The organism is Peristeroidobacter soli (assembly GCF_004138485.1).
Classification (GTDB): domain Bacteria; phylum Pseudomonadota; class Gammaproteobacteria; order Steroidobacterales; family Steroidobacteraceae; genus Steroidobacter; species Steroidobacter soli.
On record NZ_RYEV01000005.1, the window covers coordinates 778,494 to 798,924 of the forward strand.

Annotated in this window: 14 protein-coding genes and 1 pseudogene; 12 read left to right on the plus strand and 3 right to left on the minus strand. The window is 63.1% G+C overall.

All coding sequences use genetic code 11. The features are described 5' to 3' along the window. The first annotated feature begins 83 nt into the window (after positions 1 to 83). Entirely contained in the window at positions 84 to 767 is a 684-nt protein-coding gene (locus EKO19_RS24795) for a TerC family protein (protein ID WP_129779589.1), read from the plus strand. Between the two features lie 150 nt (positions 768 to 917). Here the strand turns inward: EKO19_RS24795 and EKO19_RS24800 are convergent, their stop codons facing one another. Next, a complete protein-coding gene (locus tag EKO19_RS24800) occupies positions 918 to 2,873 on the minus strand; it encodes a rhomboid family intramembrane serine protease (protein WP_129779591.1) in 1,956 nt (651 codons plus the stop codon). Between the two features lie 144 nt (positions 2,874 to 3,017). Between EKO19_RS24800 and EKO19_RS24805 the strand changes: the two genes are divergently transcribed. From EKO19_RS24805 to EKO19_RS24850, 11 genes and pseudogenes are all read left to right on the plus strand, one after another. Next, positions 3,018 to 3,281, plus strand: coding sequence for a hypothetical protein (locus EKO19_RS24805; RefSeq protein WP_129779593.1), 264 nt, complete (start codon positions 3,018 to 3,020; stop codon positions 3,279 to 3,281). Positions 3,282 to 3,436: 155 nt separating this feature from the next. Then, positions 3,437 to 4,261 (plus strand): annotated as a pseudogene (locus tag EKO19_RS40170) (sulfurtransferase); the annotation flags it as partial. A gap of 303 nt (positions 4,262 to 4,564) precedes the next feature. Then, positions 4,565 to 5,230 (plus strand): RluA family pseudouridine synthase, encoded by a 666-nt coding sequence (locus tag EKO19_RS40175; protein ID WP_456107272.1) that lies wholly within the window; start codon positions 4,565 to 4,567, stop codon positions 5,228 to 5,230. A 165-nt stretch (positions 5,231 to 5,395) separates the two neighbouring features. Then, positions 5,396 to 8,476 (plus strand): TonB-dependent receptor domain-containing protein, encoded by a 3,081-nt coding sequence (locus EKO19_RS24815; RefSeq protein WP_129779597.1) that lies wholly within the window; start codon positions 5,396 to 5,398, stop codon positions 8,474 to 8,476. Further along, complete coding sequence (locus EKO19_RS24820; protein WP_129779599.1) at positions 8,477 to 9,877, plus strand: CapA family protein; 1,401 nt, start codon at positions 8,477 to 8,479, stop codon at positions 9,875 to 9,877. Positions 9,878 to 9,890: 13 nt separating this feature from the next. Beyond that, complete coding sequence (gene cuyB, locus EKO19_RS24825) at positions 9,891 to 11,348, plus strand: cysteate racemase (protein WP_129779601.1); 1,458 nt, start codon at positions 9,891 to 9,893, stop codon at positions 11,346 to 11,348. Continuing rightward, the gene (locus EKO19_RS24830; protein WP_129779603.1) at positions 11,348 to 12,604 is read left to right on the plus strand and encodes a dicarboxylate/amino acid:cation symporter; all 1,257 of its coding nucleotides are present in this window, start codon (positions 11,348 to 11,350) and stop codon (positions 12,602 to 12,604) included. Before cuyB ends, EKO19_RS24830 begins: the two co-directional genes overlap by 1 nt. Continuing rightward, positions 12,597 to 13,607 carry an AAA family ATPase gene (locus EKO19_RS24835; RefSeq protein ID WP_129779605.1) on the plus strand — a complete coding sequence of 337 codons (1,011 nt, stop codon included), beginning with the start codon at positions 12,597 to 12,599 and terminating at the stop codon, positions 13,605 to 13,607. The genes EKO19_RS24830 and EKO19_RS24835 overlap by 8 nt, the downstream gene beginning before the upstream one ends. A 13-nt stretch (positions 13,608 to 13,620) precedes the next feature. Continuing rightward, positions 13,621 to 14,514, plus strand: coding sequence for a DUF58 domain-containing protein (locus EKO19_RS24840; protein ID WP_129779607.1), 894 nt, complete (start codon positions 13,621 to 13,623; stop codon positions 14,512 to 14,514). Positions 14,515 to 14,524: 10 nt separating this feature from the next. Continuing rightward, positions 14,525 to 15,568 (plus strand): VWA domain-containing protein, encoded by a 1,044-nt coding sequence (locus EKO19_RS24845; protein ID WP_246038952.1) that lies wholly within the window; start codon positions 14,525 to 14,527, stop codon positions 15,566 to 15,568. 62 nt (positions 15,569 to 15,630) lie between these two features. After that, positions 15,631 to 17,193: a M81 family metallopeptidase gene (locus EKO19_RS24850; protein WP_407676664.1), complete on the plus strand. Its 1,563-nt coding sequence runs from the start codon at positions 15,631 to 15,633 to the stop codon at positions 17,191 to 17,193. 43 nt (positions 17,194 to 17,236) lie between these two features. Here EKO19_RS24850 and EKO19_RS24855 read toward each other — a convergent pair whose 3' ends face one another. Continuing rightward, a complete protein-coding gene (locus EKO19_RS24855; protein ID WP_129779611.1) occupies positions 17,237 to 18,583 on the minus strand; it encodes a hypothetical protein in 1,347 nt (448 codons plus the stop codon). 11 nt (positions 18,584 to 18,594) lie between these two features. Then, complete coding sequence (locus EKO19_RS24860) at positions 18,595 to 20,412, minus strand: VWA domain-containing protein (protein WP_157995427.1); 1,818 nt, start codon at positions 20,410 to 20,412, stop codon at positions 18,595 to 18,597. Between the last annotated feature and the right edge of the window lie 19 nt (positions 20,413 to 20,431).

Sequence of the window (20,431 nt, forward strand, 5' to 3'; positions counted from 1 at the left end):
CATCCGTCTTTTGCAGGGGTGAAGTGGATCAGGCGGGTGCGCTATCCTGCGCGCCCTCCATTGCCCTGGTCCTTCAGCCCCGGATGCACGAACTGACACTCGAAGGTGGCCTGCTGGTCTCCGTCCTGCAGATCATCCTCATCGACATCCTGCTGGGTGGCGACAACGCGGTGGTGATCGCGCTGGCCTGTCGGGGATTGCCCGAGCGCCTGCGCAACAAGGGCATTTTCTGGGGCGTGTTCGGCGCCATCGCCCTGCGCATCGTCCTGATCTTTTTCGCCCTGAAGCTGCTGGCGCTGCCGTACGTGAAGATTGTCGGCGCGCTGCTGCTGTTATGGATCGGTATCAAGCTGCTGCGAGAGGAGGGAGGCGACGATCATGACGTTCACGCCGCCGACCATCTGTTCGGCGCAATCCGCACCATCGTGGTGGCTGACGCGGTGATGAGCATCGACAACGTCATCGCGGTCGCCGCGGCGGCCAAGGGCGACATCGGCCTGGTCGCTTTCGGTATCGCCATCAGCGTGCCCATCATCGTCTGGGGCAGCAAGCTGGTGCTGAAACTCATGGACCGCTTCCCTTGGGTGATCACGATCGGTGCCGGGCTGCTGGGCTGGATCGCGGGCGGCATGCTGTTGCACGACGTGGTGTTGCAGCCGGTGATCGCCGGCATTCCCCACTGGTGGACTTACGTCGCCGGGGCGCTGGGTGCGGCGGTCGTCGTGCTCGCCGGCTCGTTGGGTCGCGGCGTCAGCACCACGAAGTAGCGCGACAGCGCCAGCTTCTCGATTGGCTCGCGATTCGCCTGACGGATCGCTTGCAGGCGGATGTGAGCTATCGTTACTTCTATGCGCCCGACCGCAAGTGGGACATGGACAGCAACGGACGCACCGACGTCGGCACCGAGCAGTATGGGCTCAAGAGCTTCGAGGGCGATCTGGAAGATCAGTCGGTGACGCTGTCATTCCGGTGGAACTTCGACGCGGGGAGTGCGAAGTAACAGCCGTCGCTTGCGCGCGATCCTGGTCGATCAGTTGTCTCAGCTGATGCCACACGGGGCTCGACTGCTCTGCGCGATAGGCATCCTTCAAAGCTGCCTGTGCCAGGGCGATACGCTGTTGGAAAATCAGCCCGTCAGCGCGCGCCGCCCACGCCCAACTCCGCAACAGGATGGCCTCGATCAGGTCGGGCCCGTCCGAGTCGGGACGTTGGCGGCGCCACTCCGCAAGTTGTGATAAAGAGTTTTCCAGCGACTGTCGTTGGTTGAAGAGGGCCTGCATGCCGGTCACGATGCCGGCGAACTGCGAGTCGTCGGCACTTGCCTGCGCGGGATGTAACATGGCATCGAGAGCTGCGTAATCACCGGTGTTGAAGGCGCGTTGAGCGGCACAGCCACCGGCACTCTTTCCCGGCAAACCGGCGTTCGATTCGCGATGCCCATCGGCGGAGGCCGTGAGCGTCTGCGATTGCTCGCACCTCCGGCGCAAGCCCGCGAGCGCATATCGCAGCTGTCTTACGGGCTGGGCCCGCGACCAGGAACGAATCCGGTCGGCCTCCGCGCGCATCTCCAGTCGCGTGATGTTGCTCAATGCGAAGTCGGCTCGCTGGGCGAAGCGCCGACTGGCGAGCAACCGTTCTTTATCGCGATTCTTGACGCCTTCGTAGCCAGTGCGAATCGCGTCGTGTCGCAGCTTGACGTACTCGGTCATCGCCGCCGCGAATTTCTGCTGCTGTTCGTCTTGGACCGGGGGCTCGGCAGCCAGCCGGGTCTCGGCTTCTTTCCAGAACGGCAGCAGCTTCTGTTCCATGATGCCGAGGAACTCAGCTTCGCCGATCTTGCCCGCGGCCGCGCGAGCTTGCATGTCGGCGTCGATTCGCAGGGCTTCGTTCTGGCCTGTCAGCAGCCAGGGATGATTCGCCCAGTAACGTTGTACGGCTGATTGATTCGAACTCAACGCGTGCAGCTGTGCCACGCCCAAACCCAGCACGAGCAAGGCAGTTATTCCAGCAGCGCTTGCTTTACCAAACGACAAGCGAGTCGACTCATCCAACGGCCGCGCCAATGACCAGCCGAGCAGACCGCCGCAGATCAGTCCTCCGAGGTGCGCGGCGTTGTCGATCTTGTCGCTGAGCATGCCGATTACGCCGCTGTACAGAATGAAGGCCAGCGCGGTGAGACCATGCGTGCGAACAACCCTCTTCGGAACACGGGTCGAGGCGCGCGACATGAAAACTATGAGCGCGCCGAGCAGGGCGAAGATCGCGCCGGAAGCGCCGACGCTGTTCTGATGAGGATTCCAGGCGATGCTCGCCAATCCCGCGACCACGCCCGAGACGATGTAGATGAAAATAAACGCCCACGTCCCATAGAGGCGCTCGACCAGTCTGCCGATGCTCCACAGTGCCCACAGGTTCAACGACAGATGGAGCAGGTCGCCATGCAGGAACATCGCGGTGAACAGTCGATGCCATTCGCCGCCCATCACCAGCATGCCCGCGTTCGAACCCCATCGAGTGAGAGCCTGCGGATCGAGCGCCCAGCTGCCGGCGCCTGCAACGATGCAGGCGATAAACACGAGCACATTCACGACGACCAGGGCGGGCGTCGCCCATGCACGCGGCGCACGGGCTTGAAGCGCAGCGTTGAATGCGCGTAGCTCCGGCTCGCGCTCATCGAGTCCTTCAGTTCGGGTGTTGGTGGCCGCGTCGGAAATGTTCGTGCGCCTCGTCGATGCAATGGGCGCAGACGATACTTGATGGCTGTTACGGATGTTGGTGTGGGCCCCTTCGATGGCGCTGGTGTAGTTGGTTGCGGTCCAACGATCGTCGCCCCTGCGGCTGCCCCTTGGCGCGGCGGCGCTCTTCGCGCGCAAGTTATTTTCCCAGTCACTCCAGTGGCTTAGAGAAATCCTGGGTGCCGCCCGCAGGGCCCTGGCACGGCGCCTGCTATTCCTCGATCAAGCGCCAACGCACCGCGCTTGATAGCAACCTCTCACACACTCGACGGAGATACTGACATGACCACTTTGAACCTCGCCGATCTCAACCTCTCCCAGGCGCTGGATCGCAAGTCGATGACCGAGCTGTCCGGCGGCGCCGACTGGCAATTGCGCAGTTCGTTCGTGAGCACCGGCTCGTGGAGCGGCTACACTCAGATGTTCAGCTCTTATGTCGGCCAGACGTTCCACGACGGTTACCTGACCCGTCAGACCTACGAAGGCTGGAAGCGCACCCGGACCCAGACCGAGTACAGCTACTGGGATCACTTCGTCCGCGTTTGATCTCACCCGGGCGGAGGCCGACCGGCCTCCGCCCCTCCCGCCAAAAAAACTAACAAACAAATCGCGTTATTAACGGCGGCAACTGGTACGGCGCGCCTCGCAGCTTCATGCTGACCGTGCGGGGGGCGTTCTGATCGGCTAAGATGCGCGGTTCCATGAACCCCGTCGTCAATATCGCCGCCTACAAATTCCTACCTCTTCCCGACCTGAAGCCGCTGCGCACGCGGCTTCAGGACTTGTGCGCGGAGGCGGAGCTCAAAGGCAGCATCCTGCTCAGTCCCGAAGGCATCAACCTGTTCGTCGCGGGGGGCGGGCCGCAGATCGAACGCTTGCTGGCCGAGCTGCGCAGCTGGCCGGGGCTGGCGGATCTGCAGCCGAAGATCAGCCATACCGAGCATCAGCCGTTTCGTCGCATGCTGGTGCGGATCAAGAAAGAGATCATTGCTTTCGGCGTGCCCGGCATCGATCCGTCGCGTCGCACCTCGCCGAAGCTGGCCGCGAGTCAATTGAAGCAATGGCTGGACGAGGGGCGTCCGATCACGCTGCTCGATACGCGCAACGACTACGAGGTCAAGCTCGGTACGTTCAAGAATGCGTTGCCTATCGGTGTCGATCACTTCCGCGATTTCCCAGCGGCCGTGGCGAAGCTGCCCGAGGCGATGAAAGAGCAGACCATCGTGATGTTCTGCACCGGCGGCATCCGCTGTGAGAAGGCCGGGCCCTACATGGAGCAGGTGGGGTTCAAGCACATCCTGCAGCTCGACGGCGGCATCCTGAAATATTTCGAAGAGGTCGGCGCCGAGCACTACGACGGCGAATGTTTCGTATTCGATCAGCGCGTCGGGCTCGATCCGAAGCTGCACGAGACCGGTTCGACGCAATGCTTTCAATGCCAGTCGCCGCTGACGCCGGCGGAGCAGGAGCATCCGCACTATATATGGGGCAAGTCGTGCCCGTATTGTTTCAAGACGCCGGCCGAGCAGATGCAGGCGAGCATCGAGCGGCGCCATGAGCTCATCCGGCAGCTCGCGCATCCATTGCCGGGCAGCCAGCCGTACGATCACTTCAAACCGGTGAACGTGCCCGTGGACTGCGATGGTTCGACCATCGTCGAAACGTTGTTTCGCGTGGTCCGGCACATTGCCATGGAAGTCTGGGAACGCAAATGTGCCGACGGATTGATTCTCACCGCGGATCGCCAGCCGGTTGCCGCGACTCATCGGGTGAAGTCGGGCGAGCGTTATCTGCATCGCCTGCCCGCGGTCATCGAGCCCGATGTGAATATGGATGTCCGCATCCTTTACGAGGACGAGGCGCTGGTCGTCGTGAACAAGCCGGCGCCGCTGCCCATCCATTCCGGCGGACGTTTCTATCGAAACACTCTGCAGTGGTTGCTATACGACGTGTACTCACCGCAGAAGCTGCGCCCGGCGCATCGGCTCGATGCCAATACCACGGGCGTGCAGGTGTTCACGCGCACGGGGCATTTTGCCGCCCGCGTGCAGGATCAGTTTGCACAGCTGCAGGTGGAGAAGGTGTATCTGGTGCGGGTCAACGGACATCCTGGCGCCGACGAGTTCGCTTGCAAGGCGCCCATCAGTAACGAACCGGGCAAGCTCGGCTCACGCAGCGTCGATCTGGAGGCCGGGTTGCCGGCGCACACCGACTTTCGGGTCCTGCGCCGACTCTCCGATGGCACGGCGCTGCTCGAAGCGCGTCCTCGCACCGGGCGTACCAACCAGATTCGAATTCATGCCGCGTACCTTGGTTGGCCGGTGTGCGGCGATCCTGCTTACCTGGCGGGCAGCGAGTTGGGCGACGTGCAAACCCTCAGCGTCGACGCGCCGCCGTTGTGTCTGCATGCCTCGGAAATCACATTCAAACATCCTGTCAGCCGCCAGCCTGTGACGTTCCGGGCCCCGCCGCCGGCGTGGGCTGCTGCAGCCTGAGCACTCAAATAGGTCGCGTCCCCTCGCGACCCGCCTCACCATGAGGCAATCCTGACCGCAGAATAACGTGAGGTTATAGACAGGCCGCGCCTTTTCATCCCACTCCCCAATGACCTTGGTTAGCTTGAGCACGGGGGCTAACACAAAAACTTGGGGAGCAACGCCGTGTTGAGAGCTACTGAGCCTTTATCCTCCAGAAACCTGATTGCGCTGGCCGTCATCGCCGCACTCAGTCATGCACAAGCCGTTCGTGCGCAGGACGCAGCCGCCACCACGGATGCGCCGCCGCTCGAAGAAATCACGGTCACGGGCAGCAGCATCAAGCGCACCGACGACGCAGCGCTGCCGGTCACCGTTGTCAGTCAGGAAGCGATGGAGCTGCGCGACGCGGCGACGCCCGTCGACCTGCTGACCGCCATGCCGGCGGTCGTCAACGTTCCGATCAACGATTCCAATCAAGGCGGCGTCAATGCCCGAGGCGACATCGCTTCGGTGAATCTGCGCGGCCTGGGCTCGGGCAACACGCTGGTGCTGTTGAACGGCCGCAGAGTCGCTGCGCATGGCATCTCTTCCCAGGAAGACGGCGTGCCGCAGATGTCGGTCAACGTGAACACGCTGCCGACGCGGGGTCTCGAGCGCGTCGATATCCTGCGCGACGGTGCCTCGGCCGTGTACGGCTCCGACGCCGTCGCCGGCGTCATCAACTTCGTCACCGACAGCAGTTACGTCGGCAACGAGATGCAGGTGCAGACGGGCATCACCGAGATCGGCTCGGGCTCGGACATCGGCGTCACGTTCACTCACGGCAACTATGCATTCGACGAACGCTTGCACTGGATCTCCACGTTCGACTACCTGACGCGCGAGGAGCTGAAGACGTCGGATCTGCCGAATGCCGGCGACTCCGACAAGCGTGCCGTTGCGCCGCCGGGCTTCGACGCTTCCAACGGTCCATTCTTCGATCGCAACGCCTCCAGCGCCTTTCCGTCATTCCGTATCGGCTCGAACACCGCGACCCGTTACCTCACTCCAATGGAAGGCGGCGTCGTCGGTGTCAAGAACACGGCGCCCAATCGTACCGGTGCCGAGCTGGGCTACTACTACGACGTGAACGCCGACGGTTATTCGGTCCCGGAAACCGAGCGTTTCAACTGGTTCAACGCGCTCGATTTCAAGATCAACGACAAGCTGACCGCGTTCGGTCACCTGGCGTTGTATCGTGCCAATTCGACCATGGTCCGGCCGCCGGTGGCCTACGGCATCAACTCCGATGCGCCATTGGTCGTGTCGGCCGACAATCCCTACAACCCGTACGGCTCGCGGTTCTATAGCCCGACGGGTGCGCCGAACGCGGACGGTACCGCACGTCTGACGGGAACGCCGCAATCCGTCACCATCCTTTCCAAACGTTTTACCGACATCGGCGCCGAGACCATCGACATCGAGACGACGTCGATCACGGCAACCGCCGGGCTGCGAGGTGACATCGTCCCTGGCTGGACGTGGGAAACCGGTGCGGTGTACTCGCGGGCTCAGACCAAAGACGACTCGCTGAATGCCGTGCGCGAAAGCGCATTGCTGGCACAGGCGCTGCGTACCGACAGCAGTGCCTACAATCCGTTTGGTTATAACTTCGCTGTTCAGAACGGCGCGGTGGTCGCGACCACGCCGTACACGAATCCGCAATCGGTCACGTCGGCGTTCGTCCAGAAGTTCCATCAGGAAGGTCGGAACATTCTCGGCAGCATCGATGCGCGGGTGAACGGTGAGCTGTGGGATCTGGGCGCCGGCCCGATCGCCATCGCGGTGGGTGCCGAGCATCGCTGGGACGATTACGAGCTGGTGCGTCCGCAGTTCGCCGGCGTCAACGGAGCCAACAATCTCGGCCTCAATCCGACCAATAACGACTTCGTGCAGGCCTCGGCGGCAGGCGATGTGATCGGCGATCGCACGGTGGTCGCGGCGTTCGCCGAAACGGTGGTGCCGATCTTCGGTTCGGCCAATGCGCTGCCGGGGTCGCAGCGTCTGCAGTTCGGCGCGTCGATTCGCTACGAGGAATACAGCGATTTCGGCTCCACGACCAATCCCAAGTTCACGCTCGACTGGCGGCCGTTCGAGCCGTTGATGATTCGCGCCTCGTACAACGAAGGCTTCCGCGCGCCGAACCTGAGCGTGATGAACTATCCCACGCGCTTCACCGTGGGCTCGAGCTTCGATCCTTATCGCGGTCCGGTCACGAACCTGCCGGTCGACGGTCAGTTCCAGCGCCAGACCGGTATCGAAGGCAACCCGGACCTGGTGCCGGAAACCTCCGAGGGCCGTACGCTCGGCTTCGTGCTCGACGTACCGTTCGTCGAAGGCCTGCGCGTCTCGGTCGACTATTGGAAGATCGATCAGGAAAACCTGATCGCCAGTCCGAACGCGGAGGAGATTCGCAACAACGATGCCGCCATGTTGCTGGCTGCGACCCAGGCCGCGTTGGCTCGTGGCATTCCTTACGATCAGATCGATCTCGGCAGCGGCATCGAGGGCGCTTATGCCGGCGATCCGCTGATCAAGCGTTCGGCGACCATCACGCCCGAGGAGCGCGCGCTGTTCGACACATACAACGCCAGCCGTCCGCAATCTCAGTGGGTCGCGCCGGTCGGTGTTCTCGAAATCACATACACGCCGTACTCGAACCTGGCGTCGGCCACGATCGAGGGCTATGACTTCAACGTCACTTACAACTCGCCGAACCTGTCGTGGGGTCGGCTGGGCGTGACGGCGGATGCGACTTATCTGAGCAAGTACGAACGGCAGGCGGGACCGAACGCGGCGGTCGAAACGCGCTTGGGTAAGAGCGGCGCCACCAAGTGGCGAGGGGCGCTCAACCTGTTCTGGTCGAAAGACGACGTCTGGTCGGCAGGTCTGAGCGCGTACTACATCGGCGCGTACGCCGACACCGGCGCCAGCATCAACGCGGCCACTTACGAATCGTTGGGACGGCCGAGCTACGTCTATCCGATCGACGGCGTGTACTTCTGGCGTGTCGAGGACTCGGTCACGTTCAACGCGTTCGGCGCCTACACATTCCAGCCCGCGGGCGAGAGCTGGCTCAGCGATCTGAACGTGCGCGTCGGTGTGAAGAATCTCACCAATGAAGATGCGCCGTTGACCACGGATCCCGCCGGTTACGACGCGGCCGTCTACAACAGCGTCGCCATGGGACGCGTCTGGACCTTGAGACTCACGAAGAACTTCTAAATGAAACACACGACTCGAATTGCCAAGGCTGTGGTGCTGGGGTTGCTGGCCGCTCAAGCGGCGGACGCGGCGTCGCCGTCGCGTCCGGCCAAGGGGTGGGAATCGGCCGCCGGCCAGGAAACCAAAACCGTGTTCGCGCTGACCGGCGATGCGATCATCAATCGACGCTTGTCGACGTTCCGTGCGCCGGGCGTCGACGACATGTTCGGCGTGATCCGGCAGGCCGACGTCGCGTTCACCAACTTCGAAACGTTGATTCACGACTTCACCATCCCGGGCGCGCAGCAGAGCGGCGGTACCTACATGGGCTCGCCGCGCTTCATCACCGATGAGCTGGCGTGGGCGGGCTTCGATCTGCTCGGTCTGGCGAACAATCACGTCAACGACTATGGCGTCGACGGCATGCGCAGCACCGTTGCCGCCCTGGCGAAAACCAACTTCGTGTATGCCGGCGTCGGCGAGAATCTGGCGCTGGCCCGCAAGCCGGGCTTTCTGGACACGCCCAAGGGCCGGGTGGCGCTGATCTCGACGTCTTCGAGCTTTCCCGCGCCGATCGTCGCCGGCGCGCAGCGCAAGGACATGCCTGGGCGACCGGGCTTGAACCCGTTGCGTCACACAGTGACCTACACCGTGCCGCAGGCCGCCTACGACACGCTCATGACTCTGCGCGGCCCGCAGCGGTCGAACATGGGCGAGGGCGGCGGCGACAAGCTGGTCTTCGGCGGCGCCGAATATGTGGTCGGCGATGAGATCAAGATCAGCTCGAAGGCGAACAAGACCGATCTGGCCGAGCTGCAGGCGAGCGTGCGCGACGCGGATCAGCAGGCGGACTGGGTGGTCGTGAGCATCCATGCGCACGAGGCGGCGAATCCGAAGGACCAGTGGATGCCCGCCGAGTTCGTCGTCGAGTTCGCGCACGCGATGATCGATGCCGGCGCCGACATGGTCGTGGGCCACGGACCTCACATCCTGCGCGGCATCGAGGTGTACAAGGGCAAGCCGATCTTCTATTCGCTCGCCAATTTCATTTTCGAGAACGATCTGGTCGAGCTGCAGCCGGCCGACAATTACGAGAAGACCGGACTGAGCAACGACTCGTTGCCCAGCGACTACTTCAGCAAACGTTCCAAGAACGACACGGTCGGCTTCCCGGCGGATCGCAAGTACTGGCAGTCGGTGGTCGCGCAAGTGGTCTACGACAACGACCGCACGCTGCAGGAGGTGCGTTTGCATCCGGTGTCGATGGGTTTCGGTCAGCCACGCAGCAAGCGTGGTCAACCGTATCCGTCGCCGGCGGCCGAGGCCGAGCAGATCTTCAAGGACCTCTCGGAAGTCAGCGCTCCGTTCGGGACCACCGTCAATTACAAGAACGGTGTCGGGACGATCTCCTGGAAGAAGTGACGCGAACAGTTCCATGAGTTTACCAGTGAGGCGCGAACGGTCGTTCGGCATCATCGGCGGCCTGTCGCCCATCGCGGATGCGGATCTGCTGTCGAAGCTGATCGAGGCGACCGAACGACATCCCGATGCGGGGCAGTTCGAGATCGTGTTCGAACAACGACCGTTCGCGCGGTCCCATGGGCCGAGCGCCGCGGACACGGCCCGCATGCTGTACATCTTCAACCGGATCGACAGCTTCAAGGCGCGAGGCATCGGCACCGTGGTTCTGCCGTGCTTCCTGAGTCACACATTCATGGAGGAGCTGAAGGAGAACTCGCCGCTGCCGATCGCCGACATGATCGAAGTATTGCGCGGTCACGTACGCAGCATGGTACCGAAGCGACGGCGCATCGGTGTGCTCACGTCCGCGCCGCTGCGTGAGAGCGCCTTGTTCGAACGTTACTTCGGACCCGACGAGTTCGAGCTGCTCTACGCGCGTCCTCGCGACGGGTTGGATCTGGTCACCGAGGCCGTCTACGGCAAGAACGGTATCAAGAGCGGCAGTCGCAGCGGCTATTCCATCGAGCTGCTGCGCGAGGCCTGTGCCGATCTGATCGGGCAGGGCGCGCAATTGCTATTGCCTGGCGTGACCGAGCTCGCGCTGGTGGTGAACGAGTTGGCGCAGGGAGCTGTGCCGCTGCTCGATCCACATCGGGTGTATGCACAGCATCTCGTTGCCGATCCCGCGGCCGAGGTGGAGCGGCCGTTCAAGCTGGGCGTCGTGGGTGGCGTCGGGCCGGCGGCGACGGTGGATTTTCTCGACAAGGTCGTGCGCAACACGCCGGCCACGCGAGACCAGGATCATCTGCGGCTGCTGGTCGAGCAGAATCCTCAGATCCCGGATCGCACCGAGCATCTGGTCGGCGACGGCATGGATCCGACACTTGCGCTGTATGCGACCTGCAAGAAGCTGCAGGCGGGCGAGGCGGATCTGATCGCGATTCCCTGTAACACGGCGCACGCCTTCGTCGAGGCGATTCAATCCGAGCTCGACATCCCCATCATGAACATGCTCACCGTCACGGTGAAGCACATCCGGGAAATGTTTCCAGCGTTGCGCAAGGTCGGTTTGCTCGCTACCAGCGGAACGATCTCCAGCGGCGTGTACCGAAGGGCGCTGGAAGATCACGGTCTGCAGGAAGTCGTGCCTTCGCCGCCGCTGCAAGGGCGGGTGATGAATGCGATCTACGGTCCGCAAGGTGTCAAGGCGGGTTTCACCAGTGCCGAGAGCGTGGCGGATGTCGATGCGGCGATCGATGAGCTGGCGGTGCAAGGCGTCGAGGTCATCGTGCTCGGTTGCACCGAGTTGCCGTTGCTGATGTCCGAGCCCGAGCGTGTCACTGCCAAGGGCAACCGCGTCACCTTGGTCGATCCGACCGACATCCTCGCCAAGCGCTGCGTATCCGCGGCGATGATGTGGTCGAGACGCTGATGACCTCCAAGCGGCTCACTACACTGATCGTCGCTAGTCTGGCGCTTGGGATCGTGCTTGGCTATGGCGTGCACGTTGGCGCCTCCGAGGCGACAGCCACCCGTTTCGCGGACGGCATCGGGCTACTGCCTTTCGCATTCCTGCGACTCATCAAAATGATCATCGCTCCGCTGGTGTTTGCGACGCTGGTGGTCGGCATCGCGAAGATGGGCGACATCGCAACGGTGGGCCGCGTCGGTGGCAAGGCGCTGGCGTGGTTCGTCGGCGCCTCGCTGATCTCGCTGCTGCTCGGCCTCATTATTGTGCAGATTTTCGAGCCGGGTCGGGCCTTGAACCTGCCTTTGCCCGATGTCGGGGCAAGCTCGGGCATGCAGGCCAGCGGCATGTCGCTCAAGGGCTTCATCGAGCACACGCTGCCAACCAGCGCCATCGACGCCATGGCGCGCAATGAAATTCTGCAAATCGTGGTGTTCTCGCTATTTTTTGGCACAGCGATGGCGGCGCTGGGCGAGCGTGCCCGGGTCGTGCTGGAGGGCCTGGATGCGTTGGCCCAAATCATGCTCAAGGTCACCGGGTACGTGATGATCTTCGCGCCACTGGCTGTGCTCGGCGCGCTGGCCAGCACGGTGGCGAAAGAGGGGTTGGGAATCATCGGCGTCTACGGTCTGTTCATCGGCGAGTTCTATCTGGGGCTCGCGGTGCTGTGGGGAATTCTGGTAACGCTCGGCGTGGTGTTCGTCGGTCCGAGCGTGCTGCGTCTGGTGCGGGGGATTCGCGGCCCGGTGTTGCTCGCGTTCTCCACTGCGAGCTCCGAGGCTGCCTATCCACGCACGCTCGAAGAGCTCGAGCGCTTCGGTTGTAGCAATCGCGTGGCGAGCTTCGTGCTGCCGGTCGGGTATTCGTTCAATCTCGACGGCTCGATGATGTATTGCACGTTCGCGATCATGTTCATCGCGCAGGCCTACGGCATCGAGGTGAGCCTCGCGCAGCAGGTCACCATGATCGCGGTGCTGATGCTCACCTCCAAGGGCATCGCCGGCGTGCCGCGTGCTTCGCTGGTCGTCGTTGCCGCCGCGCTCACTCAATTCAATCTGCCCGAGGCCGGCATGCTGCTGCTCCTGGGCATCGATCATTTCCTGGACATGGGCCGTTCGGCCACCAACGTCGTCGGCAACAGCATCGCAACCGCCGTGGTCTCCAAGTGGGAGGGTGAGTTGCGGAACTTCGAAGCTGATGTGAGACCCACCAATGCGTAGCGAAAGAGTCAGTCACGTGCACGTCGAAGTCGGACAGCAGAGCGGAGCGCAATGGTCGAGCCGGGTCGCCACGGAGATCGGCAAGGCGGTGCTCGGCCAACTCACCATCGTCGAGCGACTGCAGATCGCGCTGCTGACCGGCGGGCACGTGCTGCTCGAAGGCATGCCGGGGCTGGCGAAGACGCTGCTGGTGAAGTCGCTGTCCCAGGCGCTGGGCATGCAGTTCGAGCGCATCCAGTTCACGCCGGACCTGCTACCGAGCGACATCGTGGGCACGATGGTCTACTCGCCCGGCGACGGCCGGTTCTCGCCCCATCACGGTCCGATCTTTGCGAATCTGGTGCTGGCCGACGAAATCAATCGCGCGCCCGCGAAAGTGCAAAGCGCGCTGCTGGAAGCCATGCAGGAACGGCAGGTGACGCTCGGCGGCGCGACCTATCCATTGCCGAGCCCGTTCCTGGTGATGGCCACGCAGAATCCGGTGGAGCAGGAGGGGACGTATCCATTGCCTGAGGCGCAGCTCGATCGTTTCCTGTTCAAGCTGCTGCTCGATTATCCGAGCGAGCTCGACGAGTTGCAGATGGTGCAGCGTTGGGGCTCGGTCACCTCGCATCCGGAATTGTTCGCAGTGTCGAGCGGCGATGAGCTGCTGCGCTTGCGGCAGGAAGTCGATCGCGTTCACGTGGCGGAGTCGGTGCAGGCCTATGTCGTCAAGCTGGTGCGCGCGACGCGCGCCATCGCGGCGGGCTCACAAAAGACCCTCTCGTACGGTGCCTCGCCCCGAGCCTGTCTCGGTTTGTTCCAAGCCAGCAAGGCATTGGCCTGGCTGCGTGATGCGAATTACGTGACGCCGGCGTTGGTGCAAGAAGTCTTCGCGGATGTGATGCGGCATCGAGTCGGGTTGAGCTACGAGGCCGAGTCGCGGGGACTTACTGCCGACGGCATTCTCAGGGAAATTCTGGATCAGACGGCGGTACCGGAGAGCGCGGCGCGCGGTGCCTGAGATGTCGGCGCAAATGACTTCAATGCCGACGGCGCCGACTGCGTTACTGCAGCGGCTGGAGTGGCGCGCACGGCATGCCGTCAACACGACAGTGAGCGGCGAGTATCGCTCGGCCTTTCGTGGCCGCGGCATGGAGTTCGATCAAGTCGTCAAGTACCAGTGGGGCGACGATCCACGAGACATCGACTGGAACGTCACCGCTCGCCTCGGCGAGCCCTATCGCAAACGATTCGTCGAAGAGCGTGATCTCACGATCATGTTCATTTTCGAGGACTCACCCGCGTTGCAATTTGGCTCCGACGGACGCACGCGGCGCGAGACGCTGCTGGAGACCGCGGCGCTGTTGATGATGATCAGTGCGATCAATCGTGATCGCGTCGGCTTGTTATATAGCGCGCCGGGCAAATCATGGTTTCAGCGCGCGTTGCCGGGGCGCAAAGGCATCAATCGAATTGCCGCGACGTTGCTCGATCAGCCGGCGCCCTCGCTCGACGGGCCGACCGCATGTTCACTGCCGTGGCCCTTTGTGAAGAAGAGCGCGACGCGAGGCAGTGTACTGCTCTGGTTCGGACCGTTCGCACCGCAAGGCATGCCGGAGTCGTGGCGTGAGCTCCAGCAACGATACCAAGCCGTCGGCGTGCGAGCTGACGATCCCTGGGATGTGGAATTGCCGAGGAACGCGAAGTTCTCTGCCTATGATCCGCTAGCGGGTCGGCTGACTCTGCTGAATACGGCGTCGAGCGCGGAGCGCGAGGCGCACGCCGCCTGGCGCGAGCGGCGCGAAGCCTATTTCACGGAAATGTTTCCGCGCAGCGACGATCGATTGATCGTCGACAACATGGCCGATCCGCTGCAAAGCCTGATCTCTTGGTTCCATCGTCATCGTCACGGCGGCGCTCGGGCCTGAGGCAGCGGACGTGAATATATCCAGTGCAACGTTTCACGATCCGCTCTGGCTGCTGCTGTTGTTACTGTTGCCCGTCGTCGCCTGGCTGCGCCGGCGACGCAGTGTGCCCGCGCTGGTCGTGCCCGGCGCGCATGAATGGCATTCGCCAGGCGCGACTACCTCAGCGCTCTGGCCGATTGCTTGCGCTTATTTCGGCATCGTCTTGCTCACGCTCGCATTGGCGCGGCCGCAAGTGCTGGTTCCGCTGGACGACCATCAGCGACGCGGCTACGACTTCATGGTTGCCATCGATCTGTCCACCAGCATGTATGCGGAAGATTTCCAGCGTGGCGCCGCGACGGTCAATCGACTGCAGGCGGTCAAGCCGATCATCTCCGCGTTCATCAACGAACGCCCCGACGATCGCATCGGCATCGTCGTGTTCGGCGGGCGTGCCTACACCTTCGCGCCGCTGACGTTCGATCACGAATGGCTGCGCAAGCAGAGCGCAAGGCTGTCCATTGGTCTGATCGAAGACGGCACGGCGATCGGCGATGCGATTGGCGTATCGCTGCGCCGCTTGCGCGAGGGCAGGTCGGAAGATCAGCCGCGAACGGGATCGTTCATCGTGCTGCTCACGGACGGCTCGAGCAACAAGGGGTCGCTCGATCCACGTCAGGCGGCGCAGCTCGCGGCGGATGAAGACGTGGTGATCTACACGATCGGTGCCGGCGCCGAAGGGTTGGTGCCCACGCCCATCTTCGACTACGCCGGCAATCGCACCGGCACTGAGATGCGTGAGTCGGAGATCGATTCGCTGCTGTTACGAGATGTCGCCGAGAGCACTGGCGGATTGTTCTTTCGCGCGACCGATGCCAATGCCGTTCGCGATGCTTTCGCCCGCATCGATGAGGCGCAAAAGATTCAATTCGCGGCGTCGCCGCCGCTGGTCAGCCGCGAGCTGTTCCACGTGTTTGCACTGATTGGCGTCGTGTTGCTTGCGCTGGCGTCGTACGAGGCGCACTTCCGCGTCACTTCTTCCACCACAACCACTCATACAGGAATCGAACCATGAAGATTTCGAGACGCGAGGTCCTGGCGGGCCTCGGTTTGGGGTCGGCCGCCGCGGCGCTGCCGATGGCCGTGGGCGCGCAGAACGCTGCCCGCTCCAACGCGGCCACGCGCAAGATCCGCATCGCGTGCATGCATTTTTCGCACGAGACGGTGACGTTCCTCCCGTATGAAACCACGACGGAAGATTTCATTTACGAAGGCTCGCCTGCACGCGGTGAGGCGCTGTTGTCCTCTTCGCCGGATGGGTACATGGGCGGTTTCGTGAAGGTCGCGCGCGAGCATGCGAACGTCGAGCTGGTGGGCATCGAGTCGCCGCTGGGTTCGAAGAAGGGGTCAGGCTCAGGCTGGATCACCAAGGAAGCCTTCGAGCATTTCACCGAGCGCATGATCGCCGATCTGAAGGCGCAAGGCCCGTTCGATGGTGCTTATCTGTCCCTGCACGGCGCGATGGGCGTTCGTGACGTCGCCAAACCCGAGGCGACGCTGGCCCGGCGGGTGCGGGAGGTCATTGGACCGAAAGGCTTCATCGCCGGCACGTTCGATCCGCATGGCAACGAGGACGACGAGTTCCTGCGCTACGCGAATCTCGCGTTCTGTATCAAATACTACCCGCACTACGACGGTGCCCTGCAGGGCGAGCGCGCGGCCCGTACGCTCATTCGCTGCATTCGGGGTGATTACAAACCGACCACCGCGACTGCCAAACCGCCCATCATTACGCCGTCGGTACTGCAATGGACCGGCCAATCGCCCTGGATGGATCTGGTTCAGCGCGCGTTGGTATGGGAAGCGCGTGAGACCGACGTGTATGTGAGTTTCTACTACGGTTTCGCGTTCATGGACGCGGCCGATGCGGGCATGACCTTCCAGGTCATGACCAACGGCGATCCGGAATTGGCGAAGCACGTCGCCAACGATCTGGCACAGACCGCCTGGCGGCTGCGCGACGAACTGGTTCACGGCACCAAGGTGTATCGTCACAAGGAAGGCGTGGCGCTCGCCAAGCAGGCGCTGCAGAAGGGCGCCGTGCCGTACGTGCTCGCCGACCACAGCGACCGCACCGGGGCCGCGACCTGGCTGCTCCAGGAGATCATCGATCAGAAACTCAGCGGTTGTTTGATCGGCACCATCGCCGATGAAGATGCGATCAATGCGTTGCGTAAGAAGGGCGTGAAGGTCGGCGACGATTTCGACATGGAGATCGGCGGCAAGCTCGATGTGTCCGCCGGCAAGCCGGTGCGCGTCGTTGGCAAGGTGCACACGGTCAGCGGCGGCTTGAGCCGAGGCAGCAGTCAGGCCGGCGGTTCACAGCTGTGGGTCAGCGTGAAGTTCGGCGACGGCAACGTGGTCGTGATCAGCCCGTATCTGAGCCAGATCGTGCAGCCACAGTCGTTCACGCAGCTCGGCATCGATCCAAATACGTTCAAGGGATTCGCGATCAAGTCGCGCGTGCATTTCCGTCGTGGCTTCTACGACAGCGGCTATGCGAAGACCATCCTGCTGGTCGAACCGGACGAGCCGTTCGTCGGCACCGTGCGCCTGGAGGCGCTGAACTACAAGTATCTGAAGCTCGACAAGTTCTATCCGTACGGCAAGAACGTGACTTATCCGCTGTCGAAGACTTGAGTTTGAAGGGTGCCGCGGTGGGTCTCACCGCGGCACTCTCTCGTCAGCGGCTCGCGTAGAGCGGCATCAAAGCATTGCCGCGAACCCAGCCGGAAATCTCCCGATCTCCTTCCACCTTGCGCCAGCCCAGGAAGCTGCGGCCGGCGATCACCACCGAGCCGGCCGACAGTGGCGACGTTTCTTCCGTCGGCACCAGATCCGTTGGCACCGGACTCACATTCGCGTTCTGCACGAGCATCGCCGCTTCGGGTTGGTTGAACGCGCCATAGGCGTTCCAGCTCGCGACCGATGCGACCAGAACGATCGCACCAAGCGCGGTGACACTGCGACCGGTCCACACGACGAGATCTCGTGACGCTTGCTGTCGGTGGGCCGGTGAGTACAGCGAGACCACCATGACACAGAATCCGGCCGCCGTGATGAGCGCGGCGAACAGTGCCAGACGCTGCCAGCCGGCGGGCGAGAGCAGTGTCGGCGCGCGCTGATACCAGGCGCCGGATAGCAACCGACGCAAGCTTCTATCGATCGTTTCCGTCTCTCCGAGCGCGGCGAGCAAGGCGTCGCGAGTATCCGAGCCGGTTGGATGCTGAACGAAAGCTGCGGCCGCGTGGGCGATGGCGAGATTCAATTCGCCCTGTTCGGTTTGATAGGCCGCGAGGTTGCGATGCGCGGCCCAGTCGTTCCAATTGTTTACCAGCGCGGCCTGCGCGTGCTCCGCGACTTCTGGGGCCAATGGCTCGGCCGGTATCGCTATTTCGGACGTCGGCGCCGGAGGAACGCCCAATCCGGAGGCCGGAGCGGGACTGCCTGACTCCGGCGGCGCCGACCACGGCACGTCGGCGATCGCCTGCGATCCGATTATCACGACGAACGTCGCGATTGCCACGGACGGCAGCCAATGTCCGAGACGATTCGGAAAGAGCCGTTCACGCTTCGGCATGTCGACGGTGGCCGCGACGGTCGTTGCATGCTGTAGCCATTCACGCGTTGGGTCGGCATCCGGGCCGTACAAGCCGCGCTCTGTCGTTTGCCACAGCTCGCGCCAGCGGGAGCTCACTGTCGAGTCGCCGCTGAGCGTATGTGCCGCTTGTGATACTTCGCCGACGCACGGGGCCGAGGTGCGAATGTCCCAGACGCGAGCGGTCGCGCGCAGCCATGCGTGCAAGTGTGCTGGACGAGGCGGCGTGTCGATGCGCCCCAGCGATTTCAACAAGCGTCGCAGTTCCTTGATGCCGGCTCGCCGGACGCGATTCGGGCACTCCAGCAATGCGCGCCGCCACGCGAGCCCCAGCCAGAGCAGCGCGGGAACGGCGAGCGCCAATGCGATGAACCAGAACGGATTGAGCGACCAGGGCGTCGCGGCGATCTCGCCCACGGGCAGCGGTTGCATGTGAAAACCTCTTACCAATCGAACTGATTCGGATCCGCCTGCGACTCTTCGGCCGACATCAGCTGATGCAGTCGACCGGGAGAATCCCGGCGCGCGGCTTCGTCCAGATTCTTTTTAGTGAGCTTGAGAATCGGATCTTCCGCGTCGCCGGGGCTGCTGGAGCGCGCCGGTCTGACGGCCGCGGCTCGGACATTGCTGGGAGGCTTCGGCTTCTTGCCACGCTGTGCTTCGGGCTGGCCTTCGGCGGTGAGATCGCCCAGCGTCGCATCTGTTTTCGCGGAGGCGCCTTCGCCGAAGGAGTCGTTCGCCGATTGCTGACTGCTGTCGCCAGTCACGACCGGCCGCTCGTTCTCTTCGTCCATCACCGCGTCGGGTGCCTGCGACTTGTCTTCCGTGGCTTCCGACGCCGGCGGTTCGAGCATCGCGGTGAGCTGACCTCGATAGTACGACCAGTCCGCGATCGAGGTGTTGAGCCGTTCACCTTGTTGTGTGGCCTCGATGGCATCGCGAATCACGCCTTCGGCGACCGCGGTGCCGGTGCGTTGTGCATCGATGCCATAACGCAGGGTCGCCTCGACCATCAAGCGCAGATCGAACGCATCGTAGCCACGCTGCGCCAGGTGGTCCGCAATCGCGCGCAGCCGCTGCGTGGGATTGCTGTCGAACTCTTCGCGCACCTGAAACTCCGCCTCGGAATCGAAGTGAGCGCGGGCGGACGGAGGGATCGCGAGGCTCAGCGCCACGGCGAACGCGAGACAGGCGGCGAGGCGATTGGGCACCTCGGACGGCGGCTCTTCGCGATCGGCGTTGTCTTTGCGGATCTGACGCGGCTGCGGACGCTGCTGGAACTCGCGCAATAGACTGAGGAGCCCGAAAAGAATCGCCGGCACCAGCAACCACTGAAAGCGCTCGATTCCGGCGCTGCCCGCCGCATTGGCGACGCGGCCCTTGCGGCCAGTCTCGACGGTCTGCTTCAACAGTGCTTTCACATCGTCGCTGTCGGTCAGTGAGGTCGCATCGACATATTTGCCTGTCGTCCTGCGCGCGAGTGCCTCCAAGGTTGCTGGCATCAGCTTCGAGTGCACGGCATCGCCGTTGGCATCGGCGAGATAGCCGCCGTTCTGCAAGTCGGGGACGAACGCGCCGTTTGCGGTACCGAGGCCGATGGCGACCACGTGAATCTCGCGCTCCGCCATGCGTCCGAGCCGTTGCTCCCAGCCTTCGGTGCTGCTCTCGCCATCGCTGAGCACGATGAGATAACGATCGCGGTCCGCCGCTTCACTGAAGCCGTCCAGCGCCGCATCGAGCATCTTCGAATAGTCCGAGCCGCCGCGGGGCAGGTAGTCGGTGTCGAGACTGGGAAGGAACTCGCGAATGATTCGATAGTCCGGGCTGAGCGGCACCTGCACGAACGCGGTGCCGGCGAAGACCACCAAGCCGACGCTCTCGCCTTGCAAGCTGTCGAGCAGGTTCTCGGTGAGCTGTTTGGCACGATCGAGACGGGAAGGCGGCAGATCCTCAGCCAGCATGCTCCGCGACAGGTCGACGGCGATCATCACTTCGCGCGTCTGGCTGAAGGACTGCGATGAGTCTTCGCCCCAGCGGGGCCGCGCGATGGCCAGCAGAGCGAAGGCAATCGCGAGTATCACGAACACGGTGACTCGAGTTTTCTCAGGCGGAGCAGGGCGCACGGTATTGCCTGAGATTGCCACGCGTCGCATGGCAGGCCAGCGCATCGCAGAGCCGCTTCGTGTCGCCCGGCGCAGCAGGATGAATCCGAGCACCGGCACGACCAGCGTCAGCAGCATCCAGGGATTTCCCCAGCTCATCGCACTCATCCTCTATCGA

Excerpts from the sequence above, each read along its gene's own strand:
- EKO19_RS24820 (WP_129779599.1), top strand. The coding sequence starts at position 8,477 with ATGAAACACACGACTCGAATTGCCAAGGCTGTGGTGCTGGGGTTGCTG.
- EKO19_RS24860 (WP_157995427.1), bottom strand. The coding sequence starts at position 20,412 with ATGAGCTGGGGAAATCCCTGGATGCTGCTGACGCTGGTCGTGCCGGTG.
- EKO19_RS24830 (WP_129779603.1), top strand. The coding sequence starts at position 11,348 with ATGACCTCCAAGCGGCTCACTACACTGATCGTCGCTAGTCTGGCGCTT.
- EKO19_RS24850 (WP_407676664.1), top strand. The coding sequence starts at position 15,631 with ATGGCCGTGGGCGCGCAGAACGCTGCCCGCTCCAACGCGGCCACGCGC.
- EKO19_RS40175 (WP_456107272.1), top strand. The coding sequence starts at position 4,565 with ATGGATGTCCGCATCCTTTACGAGGACGAGGCGCTGGTCGTCGTGAAC.
- EKO19_RS24835 (WP_129779605.1), top strand. The coding sequence starts at position 12,597 with ATGCGTAGCGAAAGAGTCAGTCACGTGCACGTCGAAGTCGGACAGCAG.
- cuyB (WP_129779601.1), top strand. The coding sequence starts at position 9,891 with ATGAGTTTACCAGTGAGGCGCGAACGGTCGTTCGGCATCATCGGCGGC.
- EKO19_RS24840 (WP_129779607.1), top strand. The coding sequence starts at position 13,621 with ATGACTTCAATGCCGACGGCGCCGACTGCGTTACTGCAGCGGCTGGAG.
- EKO19_RS24855 (WP_129779611.1), bottom strand. The coding sequence starts at position 18,583 with ATGCAACCGCTGCCCGTGGGCGAGATCGCCGCGACGCCCTGGTCGCTC.
- EKO19_RS24805 (WP_129779593.1), top strand. The coding sequence starts at position 3,018 with ATGACCACTTTGAACCTCGCCGATCTCAACCTCTCCCAGGCGCTGGAT.
- EKO19_RS24795 (WP_129779589.1), top strand. The coding sequence starts at position 84 with ATGCACGAACTGACACTCGAAGGTGGCCTGCTGGTCTCCGTCCTGCAG.